This window comes from Mucilaginibacter jinjuensis (assembly GCF_028596025.1).
Lineage (GTDB): Bacteria > Bacteroidota > Bacteroidia > Sphingobacteriales > Sphingobacteriaceae > Mucilaginibacter > Mucilaginibacter jinjuensis.
In genome coordinates this window covers 1,295,822-1,308,521 of record NZ_CP117167.1, presented here as the reverse complement: position 1 = coordinate 1,308,521, position 12,700 = coordinate 1,295,822, and the positions used below count along the sequence as shown (strand labels likewise).

Here is a 12,700-nt window from a genome sequence, read left to right as displayed (position 1 = left end):
GGCTGTAACTGTAAGTATCCAAATCGCTCTAAAATTCAATCTAAAATAACAAAACCCGCTAAATTTAATTAACGGGTCTTGTTACTCAGGCCATTATTAAATTGAATCTTTGTCTATCTCGGACAACCATTCATCTTTAAAAATCATTTTGGGATCTATCCAGTCGGCTTTTCTATTTGCCCAATCAATCCATTCACCATCAGCTTCAGTATTGACAGCTATATAATTTCGGATAAGCTGGGCGGTCTGCCATCTTCGAGCATCTTTCACAAGCTTTTTAAAATCTTTTAATTCCTTCGCTTTGCGCATTTGCCGCTCAGCCTCTTCTTTTCTACGCAGCTCCCAGTTTTGTTGCCATAAACGTGTCTTTTCTTCCTCCTCTTCTTTTTGCCTGGCAGCTAATTCAAGTTTTGCCAGTACTTTGGGCAGCTGGTCTTCCAGTAACTGATTTTTCAGATCTTTCCATTCCGACCTTGGCCGGCCGTCAAGACGAAAAGCGATAACGCCATTTGGACGCCACTCAAAGTTTTGATAGGGCTGATTATTTACCTCATACTTTGTAGTTAATTCCCTAAAGCACACTCTTAATTTCACATCTCTTATAACCACGTAGTTTCCGTCATCAAGTGTTTCATACCGGTACCCCCGTGCACGAACGCATTTAATTAAGGTATCCATAAACCGAAGTGCCCTGCCTACAAAAACAGGAGAAACCCGGATATCTAACTGCCTTTTTCCAGTTACTGCCATGCCAGGATAATTAATATCTTTCTTCTTGCCGAGGCTTTCTTTTGCAGCAAGTATAAGGGGATCTGGATTTGTCAGTCGGTCAGGCACTTTGAATGGAAGCTTTTCAACCGACAGTTCTTTTGTGAGCTTAAGATATTTAGAGGCTTTTTTTACTGCCTGATCTGGTGGTCGCTCCTCCAAATAAATAAACGTTTCTCCTTTCGTTTTTAATGGCAGACCGGGACGTCTCTCTTTATACCCGGCCCGCATCTTAGCCCAATGCCCAACTCTGGGTATCGGGATATTCATTCGGAGGCAAATCTTTCGGAAGCCAACATCGGATACCACATATTTCTTGGCAATATCAATCATAGGCTGTTCCCAAACCATTTGATAGATTTCCTCACGGCTTAGTTTGATCATAAGGTTGGTGCTGCTTCTCTTAGTTCATCCGTATTGAATTCGCCCAGGCTTCGCAAATATTTGAGGGTGATTACTACCGAAGAATGCCCCATCATCTTCTGAACCATGTAAACGTCCTTTGTCCTTCGGAATACATCAATCGCTGCCGTGTGCCGGAAAGAATACATGGTTTGTTTGGGATATATAAGGCCATGGCTTAGTAACTTGACTTTTTCGCGCCCCCATTGTTTTGCAAAATAGGTGTTGTTAAAAGGCTCGGGAATCATGCTGAAGATGTTATCATCTCTTTTTAACTCAGCAAGTACCGGGTCAAGCTCGTGTCTTACATAATCAGGCACATAAACAACCCTCACCCGGCCGCCCTTGTTCTCTTTACCACCTAAATGAATTTCCGTGTTATTCAATTTAAAGTGCTTTTTAGTTAGTAACCGTATTTCCTCATGGGGACGTAGCAGGCAACCGTAAGTCATCAGGCAGCAGCGATAAAGATTGGTATGGTTCGCCTTAAGAAATTCAAATACAGATTGCAGCTGTTCCTTTTCATAGGCTAAATGTAATGTGGCCTTAATCCTCCGAACATCGGTCTTTTTCAGCGTCAGCAATGTTTCATCCGTAGCCTTGCAGGCCATATTAAACAGGACGTTCAGATCCCGTCTCTTATTCATGTAATTAGTGGCAGAGGAGTTGTAGCGATTGAGAAATTCCTCAATTTGCGAAGTCTTTAATTTCTTAAGCGTAACCGCGCGGCCTTCAGGTCCCAGAAATTCCATGAAATGGTTATACGTGTGCCGGAGATTATTTTTGTGTTGCCTGCTTATATCGGAGGTAAGTTTTTTGTCAAGGGCTTGCTGGAAAAGCAAACCGATGGATTTTTTATTCTTCGTATGGTTCATTCTGCAAAACTGAAATAAGTAATCGCCTAATCGGGTTCGAATCAGGGCAATTGTAATGCAGGCGCAAAGTAAGCGCGTAGGATTTGCAGGCACACAATCGCAGGGCTTGTAAATTACTCATAATTGAATTTTATGATAAAAAACGCGGCGTTACACATCGCAAAAACCCAATCCTTATCCCGCTTTACCATTAATATTCCATTTTAACGGCTAGAGTATTTTACTCATTCGGTCGTAAATCAAAGGATACCGAAACTTTCAATCACTTGTTTTTTTGTGATTTTAGCCGAAAACATCATGAGAAATAAGGTTAAAAAAACGATCATCATCAGGAAATGGAATGATTACAAATTCAAACTGTACCTTCCTGGATCTGCCAATAAAAACAATAAGCCTGTGCTCTACTTCTATCATCCTGATCCCGTAAAAGGAAAACCGGTGCGGCTCAGGACCTATAAGAATTTAAGTTATAATCATGATGCAGGAACGTTAAAGAAAAAAGCCAGGATACTGGTAGATGAAATCATTGAGAACATTAAAGCTGAACGACATCCTCTTTCTTTTTCAGGTTCCGATAAAGATGCCGAGCTGATTGGTCAATCGACGATTATTTTTTGGTTCGACCACTGGCTTGCCTACAGGAAAGAATGCTTTGAAATCGGGGCATTGAAAATGAAGGGATATTTGAGCAGTCAAAATATATGTTCCTATTTCATGGAATGGTTAAAAGATAAAGGGTTTGAGCGAAGGGCCGCTGGCTCATTTAATCATTTGGATATAGATCTATTCCTGCGCACCTGGGCAAAGAAAAGAGGCTGGAATAAAGTCAGCGTTAATACCTACAGAGGACACCTGATTACTTTTTTCAATTACCTGATTGCCTTAAAGGTGATTACAGACAATCCGGCGAAGCATACCCGGAAACTTAACCTTAAAAATGATTCGTCACGCTTTAAAATATATGAAGAAGGTGAATTGCGAAAGGTCGTAAATGCCCTGATTGAAGACGAGTCATTTCACGATTTATATATCGCTGCGAAATTGGTTTACAAATTCAATATCCGGCCAATTGAGTTAATACGTCTTCAGGTAAAAGACATTAATTTTAGAAAGCGATTATTAACCCTTCCACCGGATAAAACCAAGAATGGCAATGAGGCCAGGTTCTTGCTTGACGAAGAATCCTTATTTATGCTTGAAACCTTCCTGAAAGATCACGATCATACTCATTACATTTTTGGAAGAAGAACAAAGGTGTCTGATTATCAGGCTTGCGACGGCTACTTAGACCAGCGGTGGCGCGCATTCAGAAAAAAGCACGATATACCATCCCATTTAAAATTTTATGCCCTGAAACATTCCAGTAACTATTATGATCTGCAGGATGGCGCGAGCTTTGAGGAAATCAGACAGCGGAACAGGCATAGTAATTTACAGGTAACAACGCTTTACATTAAAGAGAGGCTGTTTAAAAATGTAATCAAAGCCTCGGGAAGCAGCAAGTTTGATCCAATAAAATAACCCAGTTACATCAATCATATTTAGATATGAAAGCCAGAAAATACGCATCGCCGGATCCCTACATGCCTAAAACAAAAGAATTATGGATTGCTTTGAAAACCGAATATCAATGGCTTGTTTTATTAAAAGACAACGGAAAGAATTATGAGCAGCTTATCGAAATGATCCAGGAGAACGGTCTGCAAGACCCTGAGGATTATGCGCCATCCCCGACAATTAAGCTAGTCGCTGAGCGAGTCAATCAAAAGCCCGCTCTCATTGCCAAATGGCTCCGGCTTTTATATGATGATTTATGGGAGTTAAATGAAACCCAACCGGATAAATTCGGAGCTGGCTGCTCAAATTTTAAACTGCGTTTTTCAAAGCCTGGGTATAGGAATACTGTATATTTTTCGATGCCGCTTGAAAGAGTTTTACTCAAAGGCGAAACTTTCCGATGGTATTTTATTCAGGCGAAAATGGGCGAAAATCACTTCTATGTCGACCATATTTATAACGATTTCCTTCAGGGTAAACATGTGACAACCATTGATCTAAAAGCAGGGTATTATAATGCTTACAGTGAACAATTACTCGAAAAAGGACTGTTTTTGAGACTGATCAATCAGCTGGAGATTTTTGGATTAACTGATTACCAGGTCGATCAACTGCTTGTTCACCGGGTTGTAAAAGAGCGCAGCGGTTATCCTGAAGAGCTCAAACACCTGGAGTCAAATAAAAATTATTTTTAACCGGCTTTAAGATTAATCGGCTCAGCAGTTTTTTTACGCCGTGATGCAATCATTTCAAGATCACCAAAAATTGCTGCAGGTGGAATGATAGGGGTGTATACACTTTTTAAAAATATCCTTTATGTAGCTATTTGCATAGCTGCATAAATAAATAGGTAAAAAGCTATTGGTTTCACTATATATTGATCTGCTTATTGATTAATGTGCATAGAGGAATAGTTCTGCATATATCTATCGGAATAGAGCGTTACCCAATTATTCTCTTATACCCATAATTGCATATACCGGCTACCGTCGGTTCGTTCTTGCCTGCTTTTTCCGGTGCCTGTTTCTCCCGTGAATAGCCTCATCGTCTACATCATCACTTATCTCGAAACCTCCAAAATCAAAATAGTTATGATGCTGATGGCTGCCGGTACCAATATCCAAAAGATCAGCATTCTGATCTGTCGTCCATGTTCTGTCGCTATTTTGGTAATCTCCCGCATCATCAGCTCCTGCTGCTGTTGCATTTCGGTCAATGCCTGCAGGTTGCTCCCGGTCATGGAATGGATCTCCGATATGGCTTTCAGTAAGTCCTGCGCTTCCTTCTCCAGCCGACCTTCCGCTTGGTTCTGCTGTCCCGGCTGCTGCTCCAAGGTGGCCGTAAATGGCTCTTGTACGGCTGTTTGCTTCGCTAATTGCCTTGCTGTCTCTAACTTGCTCATAATTTATTTCTTTTGCCAGTTCCGTCCATTTGAACTGCCTGCCCAATGCCTGGCCTTTAATCTTAAAATCATCATGGAAATAAGTAACACCCGATACCCTGCCGTTAACTGCCTGATTAAACAGGAAATGTATGCCTGCGTGTTCACCTGCTTTGATCAATGCAGGGACGGTAAGGTTTGACTGTCTGCATATGTTTTTTAATAATTCCTGTAAAACCATCTTTTGTGATGGCTTGCCTGTCCTGACCACCATTTCCAGTTCGTCCTTACTGGCCGCCTTTTGAGCCGCCTGATTACTGGAAATAACTGCGGTTAGGTAATACTGCTTTTCCAATTTTCTTAAAATGGCTTCGCTGCGTTTGTAGTTATTACTGTCTGAGATCACATCACCGTCAAAGGTGATCCGGTTTGCCAGTAAATGAATATGGGGATGGTCTGCATCATAATGCCGGAAGATCAGGTATTGATTATCGGTAAAACCCATGCCGTTTAAATACTCATGTGCTATGGCTAAAAGCTTTTCATTTGTCAGCGACGCTTCCTCTTCTTTTGTAAAGTTCAGGCTCGTATGGTACACATATCGGTTCAGGTTGGGACGAAGCTGCCGGATCAGTTCCACTTCCGCTTCGATTTGCTTCGCATCCAAGGAAATAAAATTACTGTCCAAGAGTTCCGCCCGTTTTTTCGGATTAGGATGGTCATTCTTTTTTAGGTTATAACCTAAAGCGCTCATAAAGCTTTTACCTATTTTCTGGTCTGCGATCATGAAGCAAAAGCTTTAAGATGATTTCCTGCTGCTGTAACAGCTTTAAAAGAAGCTGCTGCAAACCGATTGGGACGATCCGGGAATGAGCCAGTTTGGTGAGTTGATTGAGATTATTGCCTATGCGTTTGAGTTCTGTATAGGTAAAAAGGTCAAGCTTGGCGGCTTTCGCTTCGGGGAATTTACCTTTAAATAGTTTTTCGCGAACTAACGGCCCTGGCTGTTTTCCACAATTTTCAGCCGCTTTGTTAATGCGGTTCAATTCATCTTTGCTTAAACGAAAGATAAACCGCTCTGATAATTTTTTATCTTCTTCCAGTCGTGGCCTGCTCATAAACTCATCTTTAATTCCACATTTAGTTAACTTGACTTGTTAAAGGTGGAAAGAGAAAAAAGCAAGTTTCCCAAACTCCGGTGCCACACACCAACGATTTATTTAAGCCGGGAAAATTATGAGGTAATTGCGGATAGCAAATGAGACAAACCGTATATGCCGCTATCGGTATATACAGCTATTTATATATGCCATAACGTAGTGCGGCATAGGGTCCGGGTGTCCCGGCAAGCGTTTTGGTATGACCAAAACATGGCTTGCTTAAGCAACGTTATGACGATATATGTAAAGAAATGGACTATACGGATTCCTCTTCGTAGAAACTTTTTGGACTTGCTTAAGATATTGGCTTTACTTAAATTTCTTTATTTTGAAATAAATTACAGCAATCATTGGCCTTGGGGCTACATTACTTTATTTTTGCTTGATAACTGAAACAAATGATCAGCGAGACAAACGAGCGAGGATTGAAGCCTGGAAAAGTAAAAAAAGCTATTAAGCAAAAATCCATGGAGGAAACCCTTTGGGAATCAGCCAACAAATTGCGCGGAACGGTAGAGCCGTCAGAGTACAAACACGTTGTACTTAGCCTCATCTTTTTAAAATTTGCCAGTGATAAATTTGTTGAGCGCCGCCAGGAACTAATAGCCGAGCACAAAGAGAAGTTTATGGAAATGAAAGAGTTCTATAATCAAAAGAACGTTTTTTATCTACCAGAAGAATCACGTTGGACTTATATCATACAAAACTCTAAGCAGAACGACATATCGGTTAAAATTGATACTGCCTTAAATACCGTTGAGAAAAGTAATCCTTCGCTTAAGGGAGCCTTGCCGGACAATTACTTTTCACGTCTAAACATGGACGTGACTAAATTGGCTACACTGCTGGATACAATAAATAATATTGATACGCTTAAAGATAAAAAGCAGGATATTGTGGGCCGAGTTTACGAGTATTTCCTCAGTAAATTTGCTCTAGCTGAGGGAAAGGGTAAGGGGGAGTTTTATACCCCTAAAAGCATTGTCAACTTAATAGCTGAAATGATTGAACCTTATCGTGGAATAATTTATGATCCTGCTTGCGGATCTGGCGGTATGTTTGTTCAATCGGTAAAATTCATCGAAAATCATCATGGTAACAAAAAAGAAGTATCTATTTACGGACAGGAATCAATAACAACTACCTACAAGCTGGCTAAAATGAATTTGGCCGTCCGCGGAGTTTCTTCTAACTTGGGTGCAGTGGCTGCAGATACTTTTGGTAAAGATCAACATCCTGATCTAAAAGCTGATTTTATTATGGCCAATCCACCTTTTAATCAAAAAGACTGGCGTGGTAATAATGAATTAGTGGACGATCCGCGCTGGCGTGGTTATGATGTTCCTCCAACAAGTAATGCCAACTATGCTTGGATACTTAATATCGTTTCAAAATTATCATTCAATGGTGTGGCTGGTTTTATACTAGCAAACGGCGCATTATCTGGTGGCGGAGAAGAATATAAGATACGCCGGAAGTTGATTGAGAATGGTTTAGTTGAGGCAATAGTAATCTTACCAAGAAACTTGTTTTATACCACTGATATTAGTGTAACACTTTGGATTTTGAATAACAACAAAACTGAACGTACCATTGTGCTAAATGATGTAGTGAAAAACTATCGCGACAGACATAACGAAATACTGTTTATGGACTTGCGGCAAGTTGGAGAACCTTTTGAAAAGAAATTCACACAATTTTCCGAAGGCGATATTAACACAGTTGCCAAAACATATCATAACTGGCAACAAACAAATTTTGGAAAGACATACCAAAACGTTGCCGAATACTGTTATTCCGCAACAATTGAAGAAGTTGCCGCTAAAGACTTTTCTCTAGTGCCAAGTAAGTACATTGAGTTTATCAATAGGGATGAAAATATTGATTTTGATGAAAAGATGGCTTCGCTACAAGTTGAATTTTCAACCTTATTGAAAGCCGAAGAGCAATCGAAAAAAGATTTAATGAATGTGTTTAAAGAACTGGGGTATGAGATCGCATTATAAAAAGCTGGGACCATATATCCAAGAGGTTAATATTCGAAACTGTGAAGCGAGCGAAGAAAATCTTCTTGGTGTATCGACTCAAAAAATTTTTATTAAATCAAGATCAAATACTATAGGCACTGATTTTACTACATATAAAATAATTAAAAGGAACCAATTTACTTATATAGCAGATACATCAAGACGAGGAGATAAAATTGCTATCGCATTATTGACCTCGCAAGATGAAGCGATGGTTTCTCAAGCCTATACTGTATTTGAGATTACCGATCATAAAGAGTTGGAGCCTGAATATTTGATGATGTGGTTTCGTCGCCCTGAGTTTGACCGGTATGCACGTTTTAAATCGCATGGTAGTGCACGGGAAATTTTCGACTGGAATGATATGTGTGACATTGAATTACCAATCCCATCTATCGAAAAACAGTGGGAAATTGTTAAAGAATACCATACCATAGTTAACCGCATAGAACTGAGCGAAAAAATAAATAAAAAACTGGAAGAAACAGCGCAGGCTTTATACAAACAATGGTTTGTTGATTTTGAATTCCATAATGAAAATGGAAAGCCTTACAAATCCAATGGTGGAGAAATGATTTGGTGTGAGGAGTTGAAGCAATACGTACCCAATGGATGGACTGCTTCTCCAATTTCTTCATTTTGTGATATCACATCCAGCAAAAGAATTTTCGAAGATGAATATGTTGACTCTGGAGTGCCTTTTTATCGTGGCAAGGAAATAAGCTTAAAAAAATCGGGAACACCAATTAATGACCCAATATATATTTCCGAACACCGCTACATTGAACTCGCATCAAGATATGACATTCCAAAACCAGGTGATATATTGATGACCGCGGTAGGAACAATTGGTGTAAGCTATTTGGTTGAGGATGCAAAGTTTTACTTCAAAGATGGTAATGTAATTTGGTTTAAAAATTTTTCAACCGATGGATGTAATTACTTTTTGTATGACTTTATGCAAAGCGGACATTTTGTTTCACTTATAAACGAAATAACTATAGGTTCTACACAAAGTGCTATAACCATAACGACATTCGGACAACAAAAAATCATTCGTCCTCCTTTCAATATCATAAAAGAGTATAAAAGCTTAAGTTATATATTGCATCTTAATCTTCAAATATCTAAAGAGATAATTATAGGTTTACATTCACTTAAGGATGTATTATATTCCAAAATGTCTAAACCTGAATTACTCGAAACCGAACAACCAGCATGAAGTTTACTGAATCGCGATTAGAAAAAGCTATAATTGAGCTGTTAGGTCAGGAGGATATACCGCATCTGTTTGGCGCGACTATATTGCGCCAGCCTGATGAAGTGCTCATTAAAGAAGACTTAATCGCTTTTTTGTTAAACCAATACCGCGAACAAGAAATTACCTTGAGCGAGATCGAAGGCATTATTCGCGATTTGGAAAAATATCCATCGACTGATCTGTACGATAGTAACAAGGCCATTATGAAACGCATAAGCGATGGCTTTTTGTTGAAGCGTGAGGATAGCAGTAAGAAAGACTTTTATGTTCAGCTCATAGATTACACGGAACTTGATCAAAACACTTACAAGGTAGTTACCCAACTCGAAATTACAGGCTACGAAAAACGTATCCCCGATGGCATCCTTTACATCAACGGCCTGCCGCTGGTAGTATTAGAATTTAAAACAGCCATCCAGGAGGAAACTACCATACACGATGCTTATGTTCAGTTAACCGTTCGTTATAAACGGGACATCCCGGAGTTATTCAAATACAATGCCTTTTGTGTCATCAGCGATGGCGTTAATAACAAAGCAGGTTCGTTTTTCGCGCCATACGAGTTTTACTATGCCTGGCGAAAGATAGAAGGGTTTATTAAAGAGGTTGACGGAATTGATTCTTTGTACACGCTCATACACGGTATGTTCAACCGTTACAGGCTGCGCGATATCATTCAAAATTTTATTTACTTCCCGGATAGTTCTAAAAAGGACGAAAAGCTGGTCTGCCGTTATCCGCAGTACTACGCAGCAACCAAACTATACGATAACATTAAACTCCACCAACGCCCTAATGGCGATGGTAAGGGCGGTACATACTTCGGAGCAACTGGCTGCGGTAAAAGCTATACTATGCTTTTTTTAGCACGGTTGCTGATGAAGAGCGAATACTTTGCCAGCCCGACTATTGTGCTAATTACCGACAGGACAGACCTGGACGATCAGCTATCGGGACAATTCACCAATGCCAAGGGTTTTATTGGCGACAATACCGTAATAAGTGTACAAAGCCGTAACCAATTACGCGAATTGCTCCAAGGCCGAAACAGTGGGGGGGTGTTTTTAACAACCATCCATAAGTTTACTGAAGATACCAAACTGCTAACGGACAGAGCGAATGTGATCTGTATATCCGATGAGGCACATCGCAGTCAAACCAATTTAGACCAGAAACTTAGGATCACTGAAAAAGGAGTTACAAAGACATACGGCTTTGCAAAATACCTGCACGATAGTTTACCCAACGCTACGTATGTTGGCTTCACCGGCACACCGGTAGATTCTACTTTAGATGTGTTTGGCGAGGTAATAGATACTTACACGATGACAGAATCGGTAGAAGATGAAATTACCGTACGCATTGTCTATGAGGGTCGTGCTGCCAAAGTACTACTGAACAATCGTAAGCTACAAGAAATAGAGGACTATTATAACCGCTGTGCCGAAGAGGGTACCAATGAATACCAGATAGAAGAAAGTAAAAAAGCAGTTGCCCAGATGAACGCCATTATCGGCGATCCTGATAGACTGAAAGCCCTGGCAGAAGATTTTGTTAACCATTATGAAAAGCGTTTAACAGAAGGCGCTACCATAAAGGGCAAAGCTATTTTCGTATGCAGCAACCGTTTCATAGCCTACGAGCTGTATAAAAATGTGATAGCGTTACGTCCCGATTGGTCAAATGTAAAAGCCAGCGAAGATGGGGCACTGTTAACTGATAAAGAAAAAAAGGAAATTAAGCCTATGGCCCGCATCAAAATGGTGATGACGCGCGGCAAGGACGACCCAGCAGAATTATATAAACTTTTAGGTACTAAGGAATACAGGAAAGAGCTTGACAGGCAATTTAAAAATGAAAAGTCGAACTTTAAAATAGCCATGGTAGTTGATATGTGGCTTACAGGTTTCGACGTGCCTTTTTTGGATACCATTTATATTGATAAGCCTATCCAGCGCCACAACCTTATTCAAACTATATCAAGGGTAAACCGCAAATATGAGGGCAAGGATAAAGGCCTTGTGGTTGATTATATTGGTATAAAGAAACAAATGAATTTGGCTCTGAAGCAGTATAATCAGGTCGATACTCAAAACTTTGAAGATATACAGCAGTCAATAATAGTTACTAAAGATCATCTGGATCTGCTTGGAAAAATATTTCACAAGTTCGATTCAGAGAAATATTATAATGGATTACCACTGGAGCAGCTCCATACGTTGAATATGGCGGCTGAATTTGTACAGATAACCCACGAATTGGAACAACGGTTTATGTACTTGGTAAAACGCCTTAAAACCGCCTATGATATATGCGCAGGTAGCGATGCCTTTGCACAGGATCAACGCGATCAAATTCATTTTTATCTGGCGGTAAGGTCAATTGTATTTAAGCTAACGAAAGGTTCGGCACCGGATACTGCTCAGATGAACTCTCGGGTAAGGGAGATGATTAAAGATGCGATAGAAAGTACCGGAGTTGAAGAGATTTTTAAATTGGGCGATGAATCTACTACTCAGGTTGATATTTTTGATGAAGATTACCTAGCTAAAATTGATAAAATTAAGTTACCTAATACCAAAATTAAACTGCTCCAACAACTATTAGCAAAAGCTATTGAAGAGTTTAAAAAAGTTAATAAGGTAACCGGTATAGATTTTTCTAAAAAGATGCAAACGCTTGTTGAGAAGTACAATGAACGTAAAGAAGCAGATGTATTACGAAGCGAGGTACTTGAGGATTTTACAAATGAAATTATCGGGCTATATAATGCCCTCAGAGCAGAGAAAGATTCTTTTAAAGAAATGGGCATCGACCTTGAGGAAAAAGCCTTTTACGACATTCTAAAAGCCTTGATGATAAAGTATGATTTTAACTATCCAGAAGAGAAACTTTTACATTTGGCTCAAGAAGTTAAAACAGTAGTTGATGATAAAACTAAATACACGGACTGGAGTAGACGAGAAGATATTAAAGCAGAATTGAAAGCTGATCTAATTATGCTATTGGCCGAAAATGATTATCCACCAGTTGACCGAGACGAAGTATATAAGGAAATATTTGACCAAGCGGAAAACTATAAAAAGCATTCTATCACACGATACTAATTGTTCATAGAGCATTTACATGAAGATACACCATAGCAAAGATTACGGATGATACCATTTAAAAGGCAATTCTTTTTAAATCTTCGATAAGTAGTTCGAGAAATGATCAGTAAGAGCTTATTAGAACGATTATCCTGAAATTGGATCGAAATTTATTAATTA

The 12,700-nt window shown here is 39.6% G+C and carries 9 protein-coding genes; 5 read left to right on the top strand and 4 right to left on the bottom strand.

Annotated features, from left to right (window positions below):
- Positions 1-96: 96 nt before the first annotated feature.
- Together PQO05_RS06070 and PQO05_RS06065 are read right to left on the bottom strand one after the other, a co-directional pair.
- The gene (locus PQO05_RS06070) at positions 97-1,152 is read right to left on the bottom strand and encodes a hypothetical protein (RefSeq protein ID WP_273631809.1); all 1,056 of its coding nucleotides are present in this window, start codon (positions 1,150-1,152) and stop codon (positions 97-99) included.
- Positions 1,149-2,045, bottom strand: coding sequence for a tyrosine-type recombinase/integrase (locus tag PQO05_RS06065; protein ID WP_273631808.1), 897 nt, complete (start codon positions 2,043-2,045; stop codon positions 1,149-1,151). The genes PQO05_RS06070 and PQO05_RS06065 overlap by 4 nt, the downstream gene beginning before the upstream one ends.
- Before the next feature lie 396 nt (positions 2,046-2,441).
- Here PQO05_RS06065 and PQO05_RS06060 point away from each other — a divergent pair, with 396 nt between their 5' ends.
- Both PQO05_RS06060 and PQO05_RS06055 read left to right on the top strand, forming a co-directional pair.
- Positions 2,442-3,566 carry a tyrosine-type recombinase/integrase gene (locus PQO05_RS06060; protein WP_273631807.1) on the top strand — a complete coding sequence of 375 codons (1,125 nt, stop codon included), beginning with the start codon at positions 2,442-2,444 and terminating at the stop codon, positions 3,564-3,566.
- Between the two features lie 26 nt (positions 3,567-3,592).
- Positions 3,593-4,297: a hypothetical protein gene (locus tag PQO05_RS06055; protein ID WP_273631806.1), complete on the top strand. Its 705-nt coding sequence runs from the start codon at positions 3,593-3,595 to the stop codon at positions 4,295-4,297.
- A 288-nt stretch (positions 4,298-4,585) separates the two neighbouring features.
- Here the strand turns inward: PQO05_RS06055 and PQO05_RS06050 are convergent, their stop codons facing one another.
- Entirely contained in the window at positions 4,586-5,770 is a 1,185-nt protein-coding gene (locus PQO05_RS06050) for a relaxase/mobilization nuclease domain-containing protein (RefSeq protein ID WP_273631804.1), read from the bottom strand.
- Positions 5,745-6,101 carry a plasmid mobilization protein gene (locus PQO05_RS06045; protein ID WP_273631802.1) on the bottom strand — a complete coding sequence of 119 codons (357 nt, stop codon included), beginning with the start codon at positions 6,099-6,101 and terminating at the stop codon, positions 5,745-5,747. Before PQO05_RS06045 ends, PQO05_RS06050 begins: the two co-directional genes overlap by 26 nt.
- 440 nt (positions 6,102-6,541) lie before the next feature.
- Between PQO05_RS06045 and PQO05_RS06040 the strand changes: the two genes are divergently transcribed.
- From PQO05_RS06040 to PQO05_RS06030, 3 genes are read left to right on the top strand one after another with little or no spacing between them, the layout of a single operon-like run.
- Positions 6,542-8,149, top strand: a complete 1,608-nt coding sequence (locus tag PQO05_RS06040) for a type I restriction-modification system subunit M (RefSeq protein ID WP_273631801.1) — start codon at positions 6,542-6,544, stop codon at positions 8,147-8,149.
- On the top strand, positions 8,133-9,392 hold the full coding sequence (locus PQO05_RS06035; RefSeq protein ID WP_273631799.1) for a restriction endonuclease subunit S: 1,260 nt from the start codon (positions 8,133-8,135) through the stop codon (positions 9,390-9,392). Before PQO05_RS06040 ends, PQO05_RS06035 begins: the two co-directional genes overlap by 17 nt.
- On the top strand, positions 9,389-12,538 hold the full coding sequence (locus PQO05_RS06030) for a type I restriction endonuclease subunit R (RefSeq protein WP_273631798.1): 3,150 nt from the start codon (positions 9,389-9,391) through the stop codon (positions 12,536-12,538). The genes PQO05_RS06035 and PQO05_RS06030 overlap by 4 nt, the downstream gene beginning before the upstream one ends.
- Positions 12,539-12,700: the final 162 nt, after the last annotated feature.

Excerpts from the sequence above, each read along its gene's own strand:
- PQO05_RS06070 (WP_273631809.1), bottom strand. The coding sequence starts at position 1,152 with ATGATCAAACTAAGCCGTGAGGAAATCTATCAAATGGTTTGGGAACAG.
- PQO05_RS06065 (WP_273631808.1), bottom strand. The coding sequence starts at position 2,045 with ATGAACCATACGAAGAATAAAAAATCCATCGGTTTGCTTTTCCAGCAA.
- PQO05_RS06055 (WP_273631806.1), top strand. The coding sequence starts at position 3,593 with ATGAAAGCCAGAAAATACGCATCGCCGGATCCCTACATGCCTAAAACA.
- PQO05_RS06050 (WP_273631804.1), bottom strand. The coding sequence starts at position 5,770 with ATGATCGCAGACCAGAAAATAGGTAAAAGCTTTATGAGCGCTTTAGGT.
- PQO05_RS06045 (WP_273631802.1), bottom strand. The coding sequence starts at position 6,101 with ATGAGCAGGCCACGACTGGAAGAAGATAAAAAATTATCAGAGCGGTTT.
- PQO05_RS06040 (WP_273631801.1), top strand. The coding sequence starts at position 6,542 with ATGATCAGCGAGACAAACGAGCGAGGATTGAAGCCTGGAAAAGTAAAA.
- PQO05_RS06035 (WP_273631799.1), top strand. The coding sequence starts at position 8,133 with ATGAGATCGCATTATAAAAAGCTGGGACCATATATCCAAGAGGTTAAT.
- PQO05_RS06030 (WP_273631798.1), top strand. The coding sequence starts at position 9,389 with ATGAAGTTTACTGAATCGCGATTAGAAAAAGCTATAATTGAGCTGTTA.